This is a genomic window from Nocardioides luti, from assembly GCF_014212315.1.
Lineage (GTDB): Bacteria > Actinomycetota > Actinomycetes > Propionibacteriales > Nocardioidaceae > Nocardioides > Nocardioides luti.
Map to the genome: position 1 here is coordinate 639,362 of NZ_JACKXE010000001.1, position 19,642 is coordinate 659,003.

18 protein-coding genes and 1 tRNA gene are annotated in these 19,642 nt (G+C 71.6%); 8 read left to right on the top strand and 11 right to left on the bottom strand.

What is annotated here, in order from left to right:
- A complete protein-coding gene (locus H5V45_RS22545; protein ID WP_185251578.1) occupies positions 1-1,113 on the top strand; it encodes a glycosyltransferase in 1,113 nt (370 codons plus the stop codon).
- Here the strand turns inward: H5V45_RS22545 and H5V45_RS03015 are convergent.
- Positions 1,088-1,285, bottom strand: a complete 198-nt coding sequence (locus H5V45_RS03015; RefSeq protein ID WP_185251579.1) for a hypothetical protein — start codon at positions 1,283-1,285, stop codon at positions 1,088-1,090. The genes H5V45_RS22545 and H5V45_RS03015 overlap by 26 nt on opposite strands.
- Entirely contained in the window at positions 1,272-3,011 is a 1,740-nt protein-coding gene (locus tag H5V45_RS03020) for an MmpA family trehalose lipid delivery protein (RefSeq protein WP_185251580.1), read from the bottom strand. The genes H5V45_RS03015 and H5V45_RS03020 overlap by 14 nt, the downstream gene beginning before the upstream one ends.
- A gap of 107 nt (positions 3,012-3,118) precedes the next feature.
- On the opposite strand from H5V45_RS03020, the gene H5V45_RS03025 reads away from it, so the two are divergent.
- Together H5V45_RS03025 and H5V45_RS03030 are read left to right on the top strand one after the other, a co-directional pair.
- Entirely contained in the window at positions 3,119-3,829 is a 711-nt protein-coding gene (locus H5V45_RS03025) for a class I SAM-dependent methyltransferase (protein WP_221633891.1), read from the top strand.
- A gap of 19 nt (positions 3,830-3,848) precedes the next feature.
- Complete coding sequence (locus H5V45_RS03030; protein WP_185251581.1) at positions 3,849-5,099, top strand: polysaccharide biosynthesis protein; 1,251 nt, start codon at positions 3,849-3,851, stop codon at positions 5,097-5,099.
- A gap of 6 nt (positions 5,100-5,105) precedes the next feature.
- Here H5V45_RS03030 and polA read toward each other — a convergent pair whose 3' ends face one another.
- Positions 5,106-7,829 carry a DNA polymerase I gene (gene polA / locus H5V45_RS03035; RefSeq protein WP_185251582.1) on the bottom strand — a complete coding sequence of 908 codons (2,724 nt, stop codon included), beginning with the start codon at positions 7,827-7,829 and terminating at the stop codon, positions 5,106-5,108.
- A 54-nt stretch (positions 7,830-7,883) separates the two neighbouring features.
- Between polA and H5V45_RS03040 the strand changes: the two genes are divergently transcribed.
- Complete coding sequence (locus tag H5V45_RS03040) at positions 7,884-8,327, top strand: hotdog fold thioesterase (protein WP_246415842.1); 444 nt, start codon at positions 7,884-7,886, stop codon at positions 8,325-8,327.
- 9 nt (positions 8,328-8,336) lie between these two features.
- Here H5V45_RS03040 and H5V45_RS03045 read toward each other — a convergent pair whose 3' ends face one another.
- Complete coding sequence (locus H5V45_RS03045; protein WP_185251583.1) at positions 8,337-8,912, bottom strand: GNAT family N-acetyltransferase; 576 nt, start codon at positions 8,910-8,912, stop codon at positions 8,337-8,339.
- Between the two features lie 111 nt (positions 8,913-9,023).
- On the opposite strand from H5V45_RS03045, the gene H5V45_RS03050 reads away from it, so the two are divergent.
- Both H5V45_RS03050 and H5V45_RS03055 read left to right on the top strand, forming a co-directional pair.
- Positions 9,024-9,770, top strand: coding sequence for a DUF554 domain-containing protein (locus tag H5V45_RS03050; RefSeq protein ID WP_185251584.1), 747 nt, complete (start codon positions 9,024-9,026; stop codon positions 9,768-9,770).
- A gap of 137 nt (positions 9,771-9,907) precedes the next feature.
- Complete coding sequence (locus tag H5V45_RS03055; protein ID WP_221633892.1) at positions 9,908-11,275, top strand: ABC transporter substrate-binding protein; 1,368 nt, start codon at positions 9,908-9,910, stop codon at positions 11,273-11,275.
- 508 nt (positions 11,276-11,783) lie between these two features.
- Here the strand turns inward: H5V45_RS03055 and H5V45_RS03060 are convergent.
- The 6 genes from H5V45_RS03060 to H5V45_RS03085 all read right to left on the bottom strand — a co-directional run bounded on the left by H5V45_RS03060 (position 11,784) and on the right by H5V45_RS03085 (position 17,100).
- Entirely contained in the window at positions 11,784-12,581 is a 798-nt protein-coding gene (locus tag H5V45_RS03060; RefSeq protein WP_185251585.1) for an ABC transporter ATP-binding protein, read from the bottom strand.
- The gene (locus H5V45_RS03065; protein ID WP_185251586.1) at positions 12,581-13,549 is read right to left on the bottom strand and encodes an ABC transporter ATP-binding protein; all 969 of its coding nucleotides are present in this window, start codon (positions 13,547-13,549) and stop codon (positions 12,581-12,583) included. Before H5V45_RS03065 ends, H5V45_RS03060 begins: the two co-directional genes overlap by 1 nt.
- A complete protein-coding gene (locus H5V45_RS03070) occupies positions 13,542-14,717 on the bottom strand; it encodes a branched-chain amino acid ABC transporter permease (protein ID WP_185251587.1) in 1,176 nt (391 codons plus the stop codon). The genes H5V45_RS03065 and H5V45_RS03070 overlap by 8 nt, the downstream gene beginning before the upstream one ends.
- A gap of 11 nt (positions 14,718-14,728) precedes the next feature.
- Complete coding sequence (locus tag H5V45_RS03075; protein WP_185251588.1) at positions 14,729-15,979, bottom strand: branched-chain amino acid ABC transporter permease; 1,251 nt, start codon at positions 15,977-15,979, stop codon at positions 14,729-14,731.
- Between the two features lie 228 nt (positions 15,980-16,207).
- Positions 16,208-16,825 (bottom strand): response regulator, encoded by a 618-nt coding sequence (locus H5V45_RS03080; RefSeq protein WP_185251589.1) that lies wholly within the window; start codon positions 16,823-16,825, stop codon positions 16,208-16,210.
- 83 nt (positions 16,826-16,908) lie between these two features.
- Positions 16,909-17,100 (bottom strand): hypothetical protein, encoded by a 192-nt coding sequence (locus H5V45_RS03085; RefSeq protein ID WP_185251590.1) that lies wholly within the window; start codon positions 17,098-17,100, stop codon positions 16,909-16,911.
- A gap of 95 nt (positions 17,101-17,195) precedes the next feature.
- Between H5V45_RS03085 and H5V45_RS03090 the strand changes: the two genes are divergently transcribed.
- Together H5V45_RS03090 and H5V45_RS03095 are read left to right on the top strand one after the other, a co-directional pair.
- Positions 17,196-17,281: transfer RNA gene (locus H5V45_RS03090), tRNA-Leu, on the top strand.
- Between the two features lie 29 nt (positions 17,282-17,310).
- Positions 17,311-18,090, top strand: coding sequence for a helix-turn-helix domain-containing protein (locus tag H5V45_RS03095; protein WP_185251591.1), 780 nt, complete (start codon positions 17,311-17,313; stop codon positions 18,088-18,090).
- Here the strand turns inward: H5V45_RS03095 and pyk are convergent, their stop codons facing one another.
- Positions 18,091-19,554, bottom strand: a complete 1,464-nt coding sequence (gene pyk, locus H5V45_RS03100; RefSeq protein ID WP_185251592.1) for a pyruvate kinase — start codon at positions 19,552-19,554, stop codon at positions 18,091-18,093.
- Positions 19,555-19,642: the final 88 nt, after the last annotated feature.

Sequence of the window (19,642 nt, forward strand, 5' to 3'; positions counted from 1 at the left end):
GTGCGCGTCGCGTTCCTCACCTGGCGGGACTCCACGCACCCGGACGGCGGCGGGTCCGAGGTGTTCGTGGAGGAGGTCGCCCGGGAGCTGGTGCGCCGCGGGCACGACGTGACCATGCTCTGCGCCCGGCACGACGGGGCCGCAGGGGACGACCAGCTCGACGGCGCACACGTCCGGCGTCGGGGTGGCCGGCTCACGGTCTACCCCCGCGCCCTGCTCTGGCTGGCCACCCGCGGGCGCCGCGTCGACGTGGTCGTCGACGTCATCAACGGGCTGCCGTTCGGGGCGCCGCTGGTACGCCGTCGCGGCCTGGTCGCGCTCGTGCACCACGTGCACCAGCGGCAGTGGCAGATCATCTACCCCGGGTTCTGGGGCCGGCTGGGCTGGTTCGTCGAGCACCGCGTCACGCCGCGGCTCTACCGCGGCTACCCGCACCTGACGGTCTCGGAGGCCTCGCGCACCGACCTGGCCGCGATGGGCATCCCGCACGACGCGCTGACGGTGGTCCGCAACGGGGTGTCGTCACGACCGGTCGACGCGGCGAGGTCGACGACCCCGCGGCTGTGCGTGCTGGCCCGGCTGGTGCCCCACAAGCAGGTCGAGCACGCCTTCGGCGTCGTCGCGCGGCTGCGCGCCGAGCTGCCGGACCTGCGCCTCGACGTGGTCGGCGAGGGCTGGTGGCACGACGAGCTGGTCGCCGAGGCCGCCCGGCTCGGCGTCGAGGACCTCGTGACCTTCCACGGCCACGTGTCGGACGCGGAGCGCGACCGCCTGCTGGCCGAGGCGTGGGTGATGCTGCTGCCCTCGGTCAAGGAGGGCTGGGGCCTGGCCGTGCTGGAGGCCGCCGTGCAGGGCACGCCCACGGTGGCCTACCGCGACGCGGGCGGCGTGACCGAGTCGGTCGTGGACGGCGCGACCGGGCTGCTGGCCGACGACGAGGCCGACCTGTTCCGCCTCACGCGCGCGCTGGTGCTCGACGCCGGGAGACGCGACACGCTCGGCCGACGGGCGGCCGAGCGTGCGGTGGAGTTCACGTGGTCGGGGACGACCGACGTGGTGGAGCAGGTGCTGACCGGAGCGGCCAGCGTCAGGACTGGTCGCCGTAGACCATGATCGGCTGCTCGGCCGGGTTCATGTCCGGTGCCTTCGTCTGCGAGTAGACCAGCCCGTACATCGACACGGACGCAGTCAGACCGCCAGCGATAGCGGGCAGCAGAAACTTCAACAGCAGCGGCACGGTGCCTCCCTCTCCCAGGTCGTGGCGAATCGTATCAGCGGGAGCCACGTCCCGAGGCTTTCCCGCGACGACGCCCGGCACGGCGTACGCCGAGGGCGGCCCCGGTCAGCACGCACCCGAGCGCGAGCACGTCGACGAGGCCCGTCATCACGCGTGCCGGCGTCCCGGTCGCGGCCGGCGGGACGGCCGCCCCAGGCACGCGGTAGAGCGCCACCAGCCGGTCGGCGTACACCTCGTCCAGGCCGGTGACGTCGAGGTCCGCGGCCGCCGGGTCGTCGCGGTAGACGAGCGCCCACGTGACGTCGTGCGCGGCCAGCGCCTGCGCGGCCGGCTCCTCGAGGAGCGCGGCGCCGAGGTCGCGCACCCGGACGCTCTCGCCCCGGATCGTGGTCGGCCCGACCTGGAGGACGTCGGAGACCAGAACGGGCCGGTCGACCATCCGCAGGGCCGGGTCCGACGAGGTGAGCCCGTGGCCCCAGGTGAAGCCGCGGTAGGAGCGCCACGGCAGCGTGGCGACCTGGGCGCCGGGCGGGCCGGAGTCGACGAGGTCGGCCGCCCGCTGCAGCCCTGCCGGGAAGTCCACCGGGTCGACGGTCGGCCACGTGGTCGCGGCGCCGTCCGGCAGCAGCAGGACCGGCAGCGGCACGACCAGCAGGCCCGCGGCCAGCACCACCTCCGAGCCGTGCCGCGTGGCAGCGGTGAGGACCGCGTCCGCCACGACCGCGAGGGCTACGACCGCCAGGACGGCGAAGGGCGCGAGGAACTTCTGGCTGTCGCGCAGCAGCCCCGCTCCCGGCACCGTGTCGACCAGCCACGCCACGAGGTCGGTGCCGCCCGGGACGCTCGAGGCGAAGGCCAGCAGCAGCCCGCCGGCGCCCAGCGCGGTGAGGCGTACGGCGTCGGGCCGGCCCAGCAGGCGGACCAGACCACCCCGCGCCCAGGCGACGGCCAGCGCCGCCACGACCAGCACGGCCGTGACCGTGGACCACCAGGTCTCGCGGGTGCCGGGGACGCTCTGGGCGTCCCAGATCCCGCCGAGCCCGAGCAGCGCCGTCAGCACGCCCCCGGGCCCCTCGTCGCCGGCGGAGAAGGCGTCGACCCCGGCCGGGTCGGAGGTCGCCGTCGCGGCGCCGAGCAGCGACGGCACCAGCCACGGGAGCTGGAGCAGGACGCAGAGCGCGACCAGCCGCCAGGTCCGGGCCGAGCGACCGGCTCCCGCGACCAGGGCCGCCGCGGACCCGAGGACCCCGCCGGTGGGGGTCAGCGACGCCAGACCGAGCCAGCCCGCGGTCGCCCCGAGATCACCCCAGGCACCCGAGTCGCGGAAGCGGCGGCCGGCGAGGAGCAGCCACGGCAGCGTCGCGTAGCCCGCGAGCAGCGCCCACTGGCCGAGGGCGAGCCGCTCCACGACGTACGGGTTCCACACGGCGAGCCCGCCGGCCAGCAGCCGCGCGCCGGTGCCGAGCCCGCCGACCAGGCGGTGCAGCCCCCACCCGGCCAGCGCGAGGACGAGCGGGAGGACCAGGCGGGCGAGCACGCCGCCGTCGACGACCTGGGTCAGGAGGGCGACGACCGCGTCGAGCGGCACGGCGCGCGGGGCGCCGTCGCCGAGCCCGACGGACGCGAGGGTGAGCGGCTGGTGCGGGACGAAGACCAGGTCGCGGGCCAGCGGGTGGCCGCTGCGGGTCAGCAGCGGGAGGCACAGCACGACGGCCAGCAGCGCGGGCCAGGCGTCGAGGGCGATCGCGGTCGGGCGCACGGACGGACGCGCCACGCGATCCTCCTCGACGAGCCGTGCGGGACGGGCGCCCGGGCGGGCGGCATCCATGCTCTAGTTTATTCAGCCGGCGACAGCCGCAGCGGCGGACTCGAGGAGACACAGTGGCAGAACGGCCCGCAGGGTTCGAGGCGGCGTACGCCGTCGCCGACCCGATCCCGGGCTGGATGACCCGCGACCAGGCCGCGGTGCTGCACGCCGCCGCCGGCGCGGTGCCCGCCGGTGGCGCGGTCGTCGAGATCGGCAGCCACCACGGGCGCTCGGCCGTCGTGCTCGCCGCCGGGCTGCGCGAGGGCGCGCGGCTCGTCGCGGTCGACCCCTTCCCCGACGACTGGCGCTACGGCGCGGCCGGGACCGAGCAGCGCTGCCGCGCCAACCTGGCCCGTGCCGGCGTGGCCGACCGCGTCGACCTCCGGGTCGCGACGAGCGCCGACGTCCGCGCGAGGTGGGACGGTCGCCTCGACCTCGTCTACGTCGACGGCAAGCACGACCACTGGACCGCCCGCGCGGACCTCGGCTGGGCGGACCACGTCACCCCCGGCGGCTGGGTGCTGGTGCACGACGCCTTCTCCTCGTTGGGGGTCACCACCGCGCTGCTGCGCGTGCTGGCCACGTCCCGGACGCTGCGCTACGTCGGACGCACCGGTTCGCTGGCCCGGCTGCAGGTCGCGCCGCCCTCGACCGCCGACCGCCTGCGCCTGCTCGGTGAGCTGCCGTGGTGGGCCCGCAACCTCGTGGTCAAGGTCCTGCTGCGGCTCCGGCTCCGCCCCCTGGCGCGCGCGCTCGGTCACGGCGATGCCGCGGACCCCTACTGACACCGCCTAGGCTCGACCCGTGACGACGACCACCACCGCGGCCGCAACCGGCGGCCTGCGGGGACTCCTCCGCGGCAGCGCCGGGATCGCCGTGGCGATGGCGGTCATGAACGTCGCGACCTACGCCTTCCAGATGGTCGCCGCGCGGGTGCTCGGCCCGGCGGCGTACGGCGCCATCGCCAGCCTGATGGCGCTGCTGATGGTCATCGCGGTGCTCCAGCTCGGTCTGCAGGCCACCGCCGCCCGCCGGATCTCCGCGACGCCCGAGAACGTCGCCCAGATCGAGCACGTCATCATGGGCGTGACCTACCGCGCGGCGTTCGGCCTCGGCGCGGTCATGCTCGTCGCCTCCCCCGCCGTCTGGGTGCTGCTGCGCCTCGACAGCGTGCTGCCGGCGATCCTGCTCGCGATCTCGGCGGTGCCCCTGACGATCATGGGCGGCCAGGCCGGCATCCTGCAGGGCGAGCGCCGCTGGGGGCCGCTCGCGGCGATCTACCTCGGCGTCGGCGTCCCCCGGGTGCTGATCGGCACGATCTGCATCGCGATCAGCCCCACCGAGACCAGCGCCATGCTCGGCGTGATGATCGGGCTGTTCGTCCCCGCCCTCGCCGGGTGGTGGGCGCTGCGCCGCGGCCGCGAGGCCGGCGCCACCAGCGACCTGCACGAGGCCCGGCCGATGGCCGGCGAGACCGCCCGCAACTCTGCCGCGCTGCTGGCCTTCTTCGTGCTCTCCAACGCCGACATCGTCGTGGCCCGCAACGTGCTCGACTCCCACGCCGCCGGGTTGTACGCCGGCGGCCTGATCCTCACCAAGGCGGTGCTCTTCCTGCCGCAGTTCGTCGTGGTGGTCGCGTTCCCGTCGATGTCGACGGTCGAGGAGCGCCGCAAGGCGCTGCTCCGCAGCCTGGCCCTGGTGCTCGGGCTCGGGGTGCTGTGCACGCTCGGGGCCCTGGTGCTCTCGGGCGTCGCGATGGTCTTCGTCGGCGGCTCGGACTACGACGAGATCCAGTCGCGGCTGTGGGCCTTCGCGGTCCTCGGCACCCTGCTCTCGATGCTCCAGCTGCTGGTCTACTCGGTGCTCGCCCGCCAGGGCACCCGCTCGACGTGGTTCGTCTGGGCCGCCGTGCTGGCGCTGCTCCTCGCGAGCGTCTGGGTCGCCACGCTCGGCGGCCTGCTCGCGCTGGTCGTCGTCGTGGACGGCGCGCTCTTCGCCCTGCTGCTGGCGCTCAGCCTGTGGCGGATGCGTGCGCCGGCGGCACCGGCCGCCTGACCGCGGCTAGTGCGCGGCCTCGTGCCAGCTGTGCCCGGTGCCGACCGACACGTCGAGCGGCACCGCCAGGTCGGCCGCTCCGCCCATCTGGTCGCGCACCAGCGCCTCGAGGGTGTCCCGCTCCCCCGGCGCGACCTCGAACACGAGCTCGTCGTGGACCTGCAGCAGCATCCGTGAGGCCAGCCCGGCCTCGGTGAGCGCCTCCTGGACGTGCAGCATCGCGATCTTGATGAGGTCCGCGGCCGAGCCCTGGATGGGCGCGTTCAGCGCCATCCGCTCGGCCATCTCGCGCCGCTGGCGGTTGTCGCTGGTGAGGTCGGGCAGGTAGCGGCGGCGGCCCCAGATGGTCTCGGTGAAGCCCGAGCGCCGGGCCTCCTCGACGATGCCGCCGAGGTAGTCGCGGATGCCGCCGAAGGTCTGGAAGTACTCGTCCATCAGGCCCCGCGCCTCGCCCGGCTCGATGCCGAGCTGCTGGCTCAGGCCGTAGGCCGACAGCCCGTAGGCCAGGCCGTAGTTCATCGCCTTGATCTTGGCGCGCATCTCGACCGACACGTCCTCGGCCGCCACGTCGAAGACGCGGGCCGCTGTGATCGAGTGGAAGTCGTGGCCGGAGCGGAAGGCCTCGATCAGCAGGGCGTCCTCGGAGAGGTGCGCCATGATCCGCATCTCGATCTGGCTGTAGTCCGCCGTCATCAGCGACTCGTAGGGCGCGCCGTCCGGGCTCCGGCCCACCACGAAGCCCTCGCGGATCCGGCGGCCGTCGGCGGTGCGGATCGGGATGTTCTGCAGGTTGGGGTCGGTGCTCGAGAGCCGCCCGGTCGCCGCGATCGTCTGGTTGAAGGTCGTGTGGATGCGACCGTCCTCCGCGACCGTCTTGAGCAGGCCCTCGATCGTCTGGCGCAGCCGGATCTGGTCGCGGTGGCGCAGCAACGACTCGAGGAACGGGTGCGGGCTCTTGAGCGCCAGCGACTGCAGCGCGTCGGCGTCGGTGGTGTAGCCGGTCTTGGTCCGCTTGGTCTTGGGGAGGTTGAGCTCGTCGAACAGCACGACCTGCAGCTGCTTGGGCGAGCCGAGGTTCACCTCGCGCCCGATGGCGGAGTACGCCGCCTGCGCGGCCGCGCGGACCTCGGTGTCGAAGCCGGCCTGCAGCGCCTCGAGCAGGTCCACGTCGACCGCGATCCCGGTCTGCTCCATCGTCGTGAGCAGGTCGACCAGCGGCAGCTCGACGTCGGCGAGCAGCTGGGTGCCGCCACGCTCCTCGAGCTCGACGTCGATGGCCTCGGCCAGGTCGAGGACCGCGCGCGCGTGCAGCATCGCGGTGTCGGCCGCGGCGGTGTCGCCCTCGAGGTCGTCGAAGGCCAGCTGGCCCTGCCCGTCGTCGGCGCTGGCGCCCTTGAGCTCGCGCTTGAGGTAGCGCAGGGTCAGGTCGGCCAGCTCGTAGGAGCGCTGGTCGGGACGGCAGAGGTACGCCGCCAGCGCGGTGTCGCTGACCAGCCCGGCCAGCGGCCAGCCGCGGGCGGCCAGCGCGAGCATCGGGCCCTTGGCGTCGTGCAGCACCTTGGCGGTGGCGGCGTCGGCGAACCAGCCGGCCAGGGCGGTGTCGTCCTCCGGGCTGAGCCCGGTGGTGTCGATCCAGGCGGCGGTGCCGTCCTGCGCGGCGAGGGCGACCGAGGCGACGTCACCCGTGCCGGCGCCCCAGGTGCCGCCGACGCTGACGCCGGTGCGCGTGCCCGCCTCCGCCGTCGCGTGCTCGGCCAGCCAGGCGGCGACCTCGCCAGCGGCCAGGACGCTGCCGGCCATCTCGAAGCCGGAGTCGTCGATCTCCTCCTCGGACTCGAGCGACTCGAAGAGGCGGTCGCGGAGCACCCGGAACTCGAGGCCGTCGAAGAGCGTGTGCACCTCCTGGCGGTCCCACGGCTGGCGGACCAGGTCGTCGGGGCCGACCGGGAGGGGCAGGTCCACGACGAGGCGGTTGAGGTGGCGGTTGCGGATCACGTCGCCGAGGTGGGCGCGGAGGTTCTCGCCGGCCTTGCCGGTGATCTGGTCGGCGTGGGTGATCACGTTGTCGAGGCCGTCGTACTGGTTGATCCACTTGGCCGCGGTCTTCGGGCCGACGCCGGGGATGCCCGGCAGGTTGTCGGAGTCCTCGCCGACGAGGGCCGCGATCTCGGGGTAGCGGTACGGCGGGACGGCGTACTTCGCCTCGACGGCCTCCGGGGTCATCCGGGCCAGCTCGCTGACGCCGCGCATCGGGTAGAGCACCGTCGACGTCTCCGACACGAGCTGGAGGGAGTCGCGGTCGCCGGTGAGGATGAGCACCTCGTAGCCCGCCGCCACCGCCTGCGTCGTGAGCGTCGCGATGATGTCGTCGGCCTCGTAGCCGTCCATCTCGAGGTGGCCGATGTGGAGGGCGTCGAGGACCTCCTGGATCAGCGGCAGCTGGCTCTTGAACTCGTCGGGGGTCTTGTTCCGCTTGGCCTTGTAGTCCGGGTACTCCTCGAGGCGGAAGGTCTGGCGCGACTTGTCGAAGGCGACCCCGACGTGCGTGGGGACCTCGTCGCGCAGCACGTTGATGAGCATCGAGGTGAAGCCGTAGACCGCGTTGGTGTGCTGCCCGGTCGTGGTGGAGAAGTTGTCCACCGGGAGGGCGAAGAAGGCGCGGTAGGCCAGCGAGTGCCCATCGAGCAGCAGCAGGCGCGGGCGGGTGGTCTCCGTGGGCGAGGCAGTCACGCGGCGACTCTAGCCGCCGCCACCGACGGTCCGGGCGTCGGCAAGAATGGCCCCATGAGCGACGAATCGGGAGCCGGCATGTCCGTCGAGGACTACATCGCGTCGATGCCGCAGGGCATGGGCGGGTTGAACGAGAAGATGGGCATCGAGCTCACCGAGATCTCCGCGGAGCGGGTCGTCGGGACGATGCCGGTCGAGGGCAACACCCAGCCCTACGGGCTGCTCCACGGCGGCGCCTCGGTGGTGCTCGCCGAGACCCTCGGCTCGGTCGGCTCGGCGGTGCACGCCCACCCGGACCGGCTCTCGGTCGGCATCGAGATCAACGCCACGCACCACCGCTCCGCGACGACCGGCACGGTCACCGGCGTGGCGACCGCGATCCACCTGGGCCGCACGATGGCGACGTACGACGTGGTGATCACCGACGAGCGCGGCAAGCGCGTCTGCACCTCGCGCATCACGTGCGCGCTGCTCCCCCGCGAGCGCTTCGCCGACTGAGCGGCCCGCTCAGCCGGCGGTCGGGGCCTGCGAGCGCCGCATCGAGCGGCGCGCGGCGAGCACCTGGGTCAGCTGACGACCGCTGGTGCGGTGGGCGGCCGGGCTCTGGGCGGTGAGCTTGGAGCGCACCGCGTGGGTGCTGGCGACCCGGAGCACCGCCTGCGGGCCGAGCGCGAGCCGGGCCATGAAGCGGTTGGCGTCGCGCGAGGCCGACGCGGCCGCCGTGGCGACGCAGCCGATGCCCTCCTCCTCGGCGAAGCAGACCGCGGCGTCCATGAGCGCGCGGCCCACGCCCTTGCGGCGGAACTGCGGGAAGACGTGGGGCGAGATCGCCTGCACGGTCTGGTCGAGGTTGAGCGGGCTCAGCGTGGAGATCCGCAGGTGCACGGCACCGGCGACCTCGCCGTCGTACTCCGCGACCACGAGCCGCTCCACGGGCGACGACGCGGCCGCCTCGATGATCTGCACCAGGTCGGCGACCTGCTCGTCGTGGTCGGCGCGCCGCAGCACGTCGGACCACAGCACCGCGAGGTCGGGGGCGTCGGAGGGCAGCGCGCTGCGCAGGGACACCAGCGATCGGTTCATGGCTCACGCCTTCCGGATGGTGCAACGGACGTGGTGCGGCCTGGGTCCCCCGAACCGCGACTCAAACGGCGAGACTACGCTCAGCCTCCCCGACTTGTCAGAGGAGTCCCCTTGATCCCCGGAATCGGCACCCTGGTGAACGTCGCCACGGTCCTCGTGGGCGCGACGATCGGGGTCCTCCTCGGGAACCGGCTGCCCGTCCGCACCCGCGACGTCGTCACCGACGCGCTGGGCCTCGTCACGCTGCTGATCGCCGGCACGTCCGCGGTCGCCGTACTCGATCCCGACCTGTCGCGCGCGGTCGGGAGCAGCGCCCCGATGCTCGTCGTGCTGGGCTCGCTGCTCATCGGCGGGATCGTCGGCTCGCTGCTGCGGCTGGAGCAGCGGGTGGAGAGCCTCGGTGGCTGGCTGCAGCGCCGTCTGTCCGGCGACACCGGCTCGGTGGAGCGGCACCGCTTCATCGAGGGCTTCGTGACCGCCTCGCTGCTCTTCTGCACCGGTCCCCTGACGATCCTCGGCTCGCTCAACGACGGGCTGGGCAACGGCGCTGACCAGCTGTTCCTCAAGGCCGTGCTCGACGGGTTCGCTGCCATCGCCTTCGCCGCGTCCTTCGGTTGGGGCGTCGCGGCCAGCGCGGTGACGGTGGTCGTGGTCCAGGGCAGCCTCACGGTGGCCGGCTTCTTCCTCGGCGACGTGCTGCCCGACCCGCACCTGGCCGCGCTCACCGCGACCGGCGGGCTGCTGCTCGTGGGCGTCGCGCTGCGCCTGCTCCGGATCCGGGAGATCCCCGTCGCGGACCTGCTGCCGGCCCTGGTCGTCGCGCCCCTCCTGGTGCAGTTCGCGGCTGCGATTCATTGAGGTAACGGTTCGGTCACGAGAGCGTGCGCTCCCCACGACGGCCACAGGCCCGGTCCTACGGTGAGCGGGCTAGGCACCCCAACCTCCGGGAGTCGGGTTGCTGTGAAGTGCACCAACGCGACAGAAAGGTTCACCCCGTGAATCGATCCACCACCGCCACATGGACCAAGCTGATGGCCGGCACCGCCGCGCTCGGCTTCGTCCTGACTGCCTGCGGGTCCAGCGACGAATCGCCGGACGCCAAGGACAGCAGCTCGAGCAGCCCCTCCGCGTCGTCGTCCGAGTCCGCCAGCGGATCCACCGACGAAACGTTCACGAACGACAAGTGCAAGTCGGGCCAGACCAGCGCCGACACGTTCAAGGTCGGCGGCATCCTGCCGCTCACCGGCAACCTCGCCTACCTCGGCCCGCCCGAGATCGCGGGCGTCGGCCTGGCGGTCTCCGAGATCAACGCCGCGGGCGGTGTCGACGGCGCCAAGGCGTGCCACGACATCCAGGACTCCGGTGACTCGACCGACATGTCGATCTCCACCTCGTCCGCCGGCACGCTCGTCGCCGGCAAGCCCTCCGTCGTCATCGGTGCCGCCTCCTCGAGCGTCTCGCTCAACGTGGTCGACACCTTCGCCGACAACAAGATCGTCGAGGTCTCCCCGGCCAACACCGCCGTCGACCTCAGCGGCTACTCGCCCTACTACTTCCGGACGGCTCCGCCGGACGGCATCCAGGGCAACGCGCTCGGCACCCTGATCAGCACCGACGGCTACACGAAGGTCGCCTTCCTGGTGTTCAACGACACCTACGGCACCGGCCTGCGCAACGCGGTCCAGGAGACCATCGAGGCCGCCGGCGGCCAGGTCGTGTACGGCGGCAAGGGTGACGGCGACGAGTTCCCGGCCGGCCAGACGACGTTCTCGTCCGAGGTCAGCGGTGCGCTCGCAGCCAAGCCCGACGCCATCGTCGTGCTCGCCTTCGACGAGACCAAGCAGATCATCCCCGAGCTCGCCTCGCAGGGCTGGGACATGTCGAAGGTCTACCTGTCGGACGGCAACACCGCCGACTACAGCAAGGACTTCGAGCCGGGCACCCTCGAGGGCGCCCAGGGCACCATCCCCGGTGCCGACCCGGACGCCACGTTCAAGGACCGCCTCAACGGGTGGGCCGAGGTCGGCGAGGGCAAGCCCCTCTCCGACTACGCGTACGGTGCGGAGTCCTACGACGCCACCATCCTCGCGGCCCTCGCGGCCGTGAAGGGCGGCGACACCAGCTCCGAGACGATCCAGCAGAACTTCGCTGACGTCTCCGGCGCGACCGACGGCGAGGAGTGCACGTCCTACGCGGACTGTGTCGCCCTGCTCGGCGACGGCAAGGAGATCAAGTACACCGGTCCTTCGGGCATCGGTCCGATCGACGACCAGAACGACCCGTCGTCGGCCTTCGTCGGCATCTTCAAGTACAACGCCGACAACAAGAACGAGCTGTCCACCTCGGTGGAGGGCTCCAAGTGACCTTCTGATCCCTGATCAGAAACCACTGCTCCACTGCTCCACGGAAAGGCCCCGGACCTCTGGTCCGGGGCCTTTCCCAATTCCGACCCTTCACGAGCGGACCTTCGGGTCCGGCAGCGCGCTCGGGCCGACCGCCGACCGCACGGCGGCCGGAGGGCCGAGGGGGCGGGCGGGCGGTGGCTGGGACTGGCCCCCCTGGAGCGAGGAACGAGCGGAAGGGGTGGTTCCCGCCCGCCCGCCCCCTCGGACCGCAGGACGCCGGGCGGGCGCGCCGTGGTCCGGTGGCGCGGTGCCGGACAGGTCGTGAGCCGGCCTCCCGCGCGGCGCCAGCCGCCTCCCCACCGCCCGCCCGCCCCCTCGGCCCTCCGGACGCTGCGCGTCCTCCGTGCCGGGGGTGTCCTCGCTCCGGTCCGCTGAGGTTGGTGGTCGGTGGTCGGTGGTCGGTTGCACAACGAAACGACCCGCCCGAGACAGCTCGGGCGGGTCGTTTGTGCGGTGCTGCGGTGGGTCAGTGCGCGGGCGGGGCTTCTCCGTCGCGCTCGGCGTCGACGTCCTCGGCGAGGGTGCCGAGGTAGAGCTCGATGACCTTGGGGTCGTTGGCGAGCTCGCGGCCGGTGCCGGTGTAGGCGTCCCGGCCCTGGTCGAGGACGTAGCCGCGGTCGCAGATCTGCAGGCAGCGGCGGGCGTTCTGCTCGACCATGACGACGCAGACGCCGGTCTTGTTGATCCGGCGGGTGCGGAGGAAGGTCTCGTCCTGGCGGACCGGGGAGAGACCGGCGGAGGGCTCGTCGAGGAGCAGGACCGACGGCTCCATCATCAGGGCCCGGGCCATGGCGAGCGACTGGCGCTCACCGCCGGAGAGGGCGCCGGCGCTCTGGTTGCGGCGGTCGTGGAGGACCGGGAAGAGGTCCCACATGGCGGCGAGCCGCTCACCGACCTTCTTGGGGCGCAGGAACAGCCCCATCCGGAGGTTCTCCTCGATGCTCAGCGACGGGAAGACGTTGTTGGTCTGCGGGACGAACCCGACGCCCATCTCCACGAGCTGGTTGGTGCGCAGGTTGGTGATCTCGCGGTCACCGAGCATCACGGAGCCGGAGTGCACCTTGACCAGGCCGAACATGGCCTTGAGCAGGGTGGACTTGCCGGCGCCGTTCGGCCCGATGATGCCGATCATCTCGCCCGGGTAGGCGACCAGGCTGCAGCCGTTGAGGATGTTGACGCCGGGCAGGTAGCCCGCGACGACGTCCTTGGCCTCGACGACGGCCTGCTGGGTCTGCGGCTTCTGGGTCTGGGGCTGGACGGTCATCAGGCTTCCTCACGCTCGGCGGCCTCGGCGGCGACTTCCTCGGCGATCTCTTCCATCTTCTCGTCGCTCAGCAGCGCGTCGTCACCGAGGTCGGTGTCGTGGTGCGCACCGAGATAGGCGTCGATCACCGCGGCGTCCGACATCACGCTGTCGGCGGGGCCCTCGGCGACCAGGCGACCCTCGGCCATCACGGCGACCCAGTCGGAGATGTGGCGGACGACGTGCATGTCGTGCTCGACGAACAGCACGGTCATGCCCTCGTCGCGCAGCGACTGGATGTGCCCCAGCAGCGACTGCGTCAGGGCAGGGTTCACCCCGGCCATCGGCTCGTCGAGCATGATCATCTTGGGGTCGCTCATCAGGGCGCGCGCCATCTCGAGCAGCTTGCGCTGGCCGCCGGACAGGCTGCCGGCGTAGTCGTCGCGCTTCTCGAGCAGCTTGAAGCGGGCCAGGAGCTCCTCGGCCTTGGCCTCGATCTCCTTCTCCTGACGACCCCAGAGCGGCTTGAAGACCGACTTGAAGAGGTTCTCGCCGGCCTGGTTCTGGGCCCCGAGCATCATGTTGTCGATGACGGTCATCCGGCTCAGCGCCTTGGTGAGCTGGAAGGTCCGGACCATGCCGGCCTTCGCGACGCTCGAGGCCGACGTCTTGTCCAGCTTGGCGCCGTCGAAGGACCACGCCGCGCCGGTCTTGGCCGACGTGGGCCGGTCGAAGCCGGTGATCAGGTTGAAGAACGTCGTCTTGCCGGCACCGTTCGGACCGATCAGGGCCGTGATGACCCCGCGCTGGACCTCGAGGTGGTCGACGTCGACGGCGGTCATGCCGCCGAACTGACGGGTGATGTTGTCGACCACGAGGATCGAGTCGGGCTTGGCCGCACCAGGGGTCCGGTCGACGTCCGACATCAGCGCCTTGCGGGCGGCCGGGTCGGCGTGGACGACGCCCTGGGTGGATGTGGACTCAGACATTGAACCGGAGCTCCCTCTTGTCACCCAGAATGCCCTGCGGTCGGAAGATCACGATCAGCATGAGCGCGACACCGACGACGATGAACGAGAACTGCTCGGTCTGCTGGCCGTTCATGATGCTGTCGGGCACGTAGCCGTTGGCGATGCCCTTGATCATGATGCGGGCGGAGTAGAAGATCACCGCGCCCAGCACCGGACCGAAGATGGTGGCCGCGCCACCGATGAGCAGCGCGGTGTAGCAGAAGAACGTCAGCGAGCGGCCCATGGAGTCGGGCTGCACCGAGGACGGCAGGACGTAGAGCATGCCGCCCAGCGCACCGAAGAGACCGCCGATGACGAGCGCCTGCATCTTGATCGCGAAGACGTTCTTGCCGAGGCTGCGGATCGCGTCCTCGTCCTCGCGGATCCCGCGCAGGAGGCGGCCCCACGGGCTGCGCACGAGCAGGAACACGACGAGCAGCGAGATCCCCACGAGGACCCAGGCCACGAAGCGCACCCACCAGCCGCTGACCCCGGTGTTCTGGTAGTTCGCGGGGAAGAGGAAGAACACCAGGAAGACGAACAGCAGGACGGTCGCCACGATGCTGGCCCGGCGGACCGTGCGGTTGGCGATCCAGCCCTTGCGGGCGATCAGCACGGCCAGCGTGATCAGGCCGAGCGCCACGAGCCACAGCACGACGCGGAGACCGGCCGAGCCGTTGGCCACGTCGAGGTAGTTGAACTCGCTGAGCGTGAGGTTGCCGCTGCCGAAGAACGAGAGGTTCGTGAACGGGTCGCGGTACGACTTGCCCTGGAGGCCCTGGGCCGCGCCGGTGAAGTCGGTGAGCAGCGACGACCTGCCGACGTACCTGATGATCTCGGCGGCCGAGATCGTCACGATCGCGAGGTAGTCACCGCGCAGCTTCAGGGTGGGTGCCCCGAGCACCAGCGCGAAGACGAGCGCCGCCGCGAAGCCGATCAGCACCGCGACGACGAGCGGGATGCCGTGGCCGACCGAGATCGCGAAGCCGTAGGCCCCGAGCAGCATGAAGCCCGACTGGCCGATGTTGAGCAGGCCGGTGAAGCCGAAGTGGATGTTGAGCCCGATCGCGGCGATCGCCACGGCGGCCGTCTGCGGGGAGATGGCCTCGCGCAGCATCGCGCTGAGGATGGTCTGAAGGGTGTCCATGGCAGCGCTTCCTAACCGACACGCTCGGCGCGGCCGAGCAGGCCCTGGGGCCTGACCAGCAGCAGCAGGATGAGGATGAGCAGGGCGGTGGCGTACTTGAAGTCACCCGGCATGCCGAGCACCGGGGAGAGCTCCACCACGAGCCCGATGACGAGCGAGCCCACGAGGGCGCCGAACGCCGTCCCGAGACCACCGAGGGTCACCGCCGCGAAGAGCAGCAGCAGGATCTGGAGACCGGAGTCCCACTTGATGCCGTTGGTGACGAGGGCGTACATCAGGCCGGAGAGGCCCGCGAGGCCCATCGCGACCGTCCAGACGAGGCGGATCACCTTGTCGACGTCGATGCCCGACGCGGCGGCGAGCGCCGGGTTGTCGGACACCGCCCGCGTGGCGCGGCCGACGCGGGTGCGGAGCAGCGCGAAGCCGACGGCCGCGAGCACGATGGCCGCGATGGCCATGGCGACCAGCGACTGGTTGGTGATCGTGACCGGGCCGATCGTGCGGACGCTCGGGTTGGCCTGGTCGACGCGGACGGTGCGGGCGCCGACGAAGTACTGGAAGCAGTACTGCATCGCCAGCGAGAGGCCGATCGTGACGATCATCAGCTGGGTCAGCCCCAGCCCGCGACGTCGTAGCGGCTGCCACATGATGCGGTCCTGCAGCCAGCCGGTGAAGGCGCAGATCGCGATGACGACCAGTCCCCCGAGCCAGATGTTCATGCCCTGGAGGTTGATGAAGGCGTAGCCGAGGATGCCGCCCAGGCCCACCTGCTCGGCGTGGGCGAAGTTGGAGAGCCCGGTGGTGCCGTAGATCAGCGACAGGCCGACCGAGGCGAGCGCCAGCAGCAGCCCGAGGCGCAGGCCGTTGACCGAGCTCTGGATCAGCTCGTCGAGCTTGCTCTCGCTGGCGTCGTACGACGACGTCCGGATGTCGATGAGGGCCGGCTTGGTCGCCCCGAACTTGGCCTGGACGGTGACCGTGCCCTCCGTGACCAGGTCCTTCGGGAGCGTCGACTCGTCGATCTTGACGGCGTACTCGCCCTCGTCCTTGACCTGGATGTTCCACTTGCCGGACTCGTCGGTCGTGACGGTCTGCTCGGCGCCGGCCGGGTCGGTGATCGTGATGTCGACGCCGGCGAGGACGCCGGCCTCGGTGCGCAGGGTGCCGGCAATGCACGCGGAGGTCGGGCTGGGCAGGCAGAGCGTGCCCGCGGCTCCGGCCGGCGGTGCGAGCAGCAGGAGCAGTGGTGCCACGAGAAGCATCAGGATCAGTCCTGCTGCCCCGCGCCCCAGGGCCCGCTCACGGACTGTGTGTCGAGACGTCAACTCGGGGTCCTCCCTCCGGGCACCCGGCTGGGTGCTGCCCGGCAGTCTAGAGGCCCGCGAGGGAGCGGTGGCGACATCGGCGAAACGCCACGGCTGGGAATCTCGGGCGGTTACCGACTCGTGATCTTCACGAGACGCCGGTGTGTCCGCCCGGACGGTGTCGGCTCAGCCCGCGATGCCGGGGCCGTGGGTGACGACGCCCTCGGCGACCTGGCGCATCGAGAGACGCAGGTCCATCGCGGTCTTCTGGATCCAGCGGAAGGCGTCCGGCTCGGAGAGCTCGAGCTGCTGCTGCAGCACGCCCTTGGCACGGTCGACTGCCTTGCGGGTCTCGAGCCGGTCCTGCAGGTCGGCCACCTCCGCCTCGAGCAGCTGCACCTCGGCGAAGCGACTGACCGCCATCTCGATCGCGGGCACCAGGTCGCTCTGGGAGAACGGCTTGACGACGTACGCCATCGCGCCGGCGTCGCGCGCCCGCTCGACGAGGTCGCGCTGGGAGAAGGCGGTCAGGATGACGACGGGGGCGATCCTCTTGCCCGCGATCTGCTCGGCCGCGGCGATCCCGTCGAGGACGGGCATCTTCACGTCCAGGATGACCAGGTCGGGTCGCAGCTCCTCGGCGAGCGCCACCGCGCGGGCGCCGTCACCGGCCTGCCCGACGACGGAGTAGCCCTCCTCGGTGAGCATCTCGGCGAGGTCCATGCGGATCAGCGCCTCGTCCTCGGCGATCACCACGGTGCGCGGGGTGGCGCGCGGGGAGGGCGCCTGCTTCGACTCGGTCACGGGGCAAGGCTATCGGCTGCGGCGCCGACGGCTCGTGCTCGGCCGCGTCGGTGTCCGGCCAGGCACCCCGTCGGGCGCCCGGGTCAGGCGTGGAACGCCGGGCGCTGGGTGACGACCGGTCGCGGCTCGAGGGCGGCGAGGAACAGCTCGACGTCCTCGCGCTCGACGCGCCGCCGGCTGAGCTCGGTCGAGGCGGCCCGGGCGTTGTCGACCGCCCGCACGTGGCTGCTGCGCGCCCATTCCCACACCTTGACCATCGCCGACCTCCGCGTCACCCGTGAACCGTTGAGGACTTTAACTGTAGTGGATTAGTTGTCTTTGACCAAGGTGCGGGCGAAACCTTTGCTTCCGGTAGCGTTCGGCCTACCCAGCCGGGTTGGCGGAACGGCATACGCGGTGGTCTCAAACACCACTGCCCGCAAGGGCTTGTGGGTTCGAATCCCACACCCGGCACCACTGTCGGAGGTCTCTTCGATCATGAGGACATGCCCCATGTTCGACCTCCCGAGACCGTCGCGAGCGCTCTGCGCGCGTCGGCGGCCGGAGTGCCTGACGCGGAGAACGCGGAGCAGCACGGCGTCGCGGTCAAGACCATTCGCCGCTGGCGTCGCGACTACCAGCGCCGTGGGCTGCCTCGCGGCCAGTCACACCTCGCTCCTCCATGCCCGATCTGCGACCGCGCCCACCTGGAGGGCGCGGCCTACAGCGAGCTGCTCGGCTGGTACCTCGGCGACGGCTACCTCAGCCGTGGACGTCGTGAGGTCTTCAACCTGCACGTGTACAACGACGCTCGCTACACACAGGTGAACCTCCACATCCTCGCCCTGATGCGCCAGGTCAAACCAGGCAGCCGACCGCACACCCGCCTGCTCAAGGGGTGCGTCGTCTCGACCGTGTCGTGGAAGCACTGGCCCTGCCTGTTCCCGCAGCACGGCCCGGGTCGCAAGCACGAGCGCCCGATCGTCCTGGAGGACTGGCAGCGCGCGATCGTCGTGGAGCACCCGGGCGACTTCCTGCGCGGGCTCTTCCACTCCGACGGGTGCCGGGTCGCGAACTGGGCGAGCCGGGTGGTCGACGGCGAGCGCCGACGTCACGACTACCCCCGGTGGCAGTTCACCAACACGTCCGAGGACATCCTCGGACTGTGCGGCTGGGCGCTCGACCTGGTCGAGGTCGCCTGGCGGCGCTCGAACGCGAAGACGGTGTCGGTCTCCCGGCGCGCGGCCGTCGCAGCCCTGGACGACCTGATCGGGCTCAAGAGCTGATCAGGTGCTCCGGCGGTACGCCGGGGCCACCTCGTTGATGGCGTCGCCCATCCGGTGGATGCGCAGCGCGTTGGTGGAGCCGGGGATGCCGGGAGGCGCACCGGCGATGATGACGACGAGGTCGCCCTCCTCGACGCGGCCGATCTGGAGCAGCTGCTCGTCGACCTGGCGGACCATCTCGTCGGTGTGCTCGACCGTCTGGGTCTTGAAGGTCTCGACGCCCCACGACAAGGCGAGCTGCGAGCGGACCGACGCCTCGGGGGTGAAGGCCAGGATCGGGATCGGGCCGCGCAGGCGCGACATCCGGCGGGCGGAGTCGCCACTCTGGGTGAAGGCGACGACGTACTTCGCCTCGACGCGCTCCGCGACCTCCTCGGCGGCCTTGGCGATCACGCCGCTGCGGGTGTGCGGGTCCCAGTCGATCGAGGCGAAGACGCCGGGACCGGTGGACTCGGTGGCGTGGTTCTCGGTGGAGGTGATGATGCGGGCCATCGTCTCGACGGTGTGGATGGGGTACTCCCCCACGCTCGTCTCGCCGGAGAGCATCACGGCGTCTGCGCCGTCGAGGACGGCGTTCGCGACGTCGGAGGCCTCGGCGCGGGTCGGCGCCGGGCTCGAGACCATCGACTCCAGCATCTGGGTGGCGACGATGACCGGCTTGGCGTTGAGGCGGGCCATCTGGACGATCCGCTTCTGGAGGAACGGCACGTCCTCGAGCGGGCACTCGACCGCGAGGTCGCCGCGGGCCACCATGAAGCCGTCGAAGGCGGCCATCACCTCCTCGAGGTTCTCGATGGCCTGGGGCTTCTCGATCTTCGCGATGACGGGCAGCATCTTGCCCTCCTCGCGCATGATCCGGCGCACGTCCTCGGCGTCCTTGGCGTCGCGCACGAAGCTCAGCGCGATGAAGTCGACCGACAGGCTGAGGGCGAAGCGGAGGTCCTCGATGTCCTTCTCGGACAGCGCCGGCACGGACACCGCGACCCCGGGCAGGTTGATGCCCTTGTGGTTGCTGACCTTGCCGCCGACGAGGACCTCGGTGTGGACGTCCTCGCCGTCCACCCCGGTCACCCGCAGGCGGATCTTGCCGTCATCGATGAGGATCGGGTCACCGGGCTTCACGTCGCCGGGCAGGCCGGCGTACGTCGTGCCGGCGACCTTGTCGTCGCCGGGGACGTCGCGGGTGGTGATCGTCCACTCCTGGCCGCGGCGGATCTGGACCGGGCCGTCGCCGAAGGTCGCGAGCCGGATCTTGGGGCCCTGGAGGTCGGCGAAGATGCCGACCCCGTGACCGCTGGCGTCGGAGGCCTCGCGCACCAGGCGGTAGGCCTCGGCGTGGTCCTGGTGGGTGCCGTGGCTCATGTTGAGCCGGGCGACGTCCATGCCTGCGTAGACGAGCTCCCGGATGCGTCGCGGGGACGCAGTCGCAGGGCCGAGGGTGCAGACGATCTTGGCTTTGCGCACGCTCAGACCCTACCGGCGTTTGAACGTTCCAACAACGTAACTCGCGAGTAGCCGGGACGGGCCGGACCACCGGGGCGCGACGCCGCGG

What these genes read in the sequence shown, in the direction of transcription:
- H5V45_RS03040 (WP_246415842.1), top strand. Translation starts at nt 7,884, where the DNA reads ATGAGCGACGAATCGGGAGCCGGCATGTCCGTCGAGGACTACATCGCG.
- H5V45_RS03045 (WP_185251583.1), bottom strand. Translation starts at nt 8,912, where the DNA reads ATGAACCGATCGCTGGTGTCCCTGCGCAGCGCGCTGCCCTCCGACGCC.
- H5V45_RS03060 (WP_185251585.1), bottom strand. Translation starts at nt 12,581, where the DNA reads ATGACCGTCCAGCCCCAGACCCAGAAGCCGCAGACCCAGCAGGCCGTC.
- H5V45_RS03065 (WP_185251586.1), bottom strand. Translation starts at nt 13,549, where the DNA reads ATGTCTGAGTCCACATCCACCCAGGGCGTCGTCCACGCCGACCCGGCC.
- H5V45_RS03070 (WP_185251587.1), bottom strand. Translation starts at nt 14,717, where the DNA reads ATGGACACCCTTCAGACCATCCTCAGCGCGATGCTGCGCGAGGCCATC.
- H5V45_RS03075 (WP_185251588.1), bottom strand. Translation starts at nt 15,979, where the DNA reads ATGCTTCTCGTGGCACCACTGCTCCTGCTGCTCGCACCGCCGGCCGGA.
- H5V45_RS03095 (WP_185251591.1), top strand. Translation starts at nt 17,311, where the DNA reads ATGCCCCATGTTCGACCTCCCGAGACCGTCGCGAGCGCTCTGCGCGCG.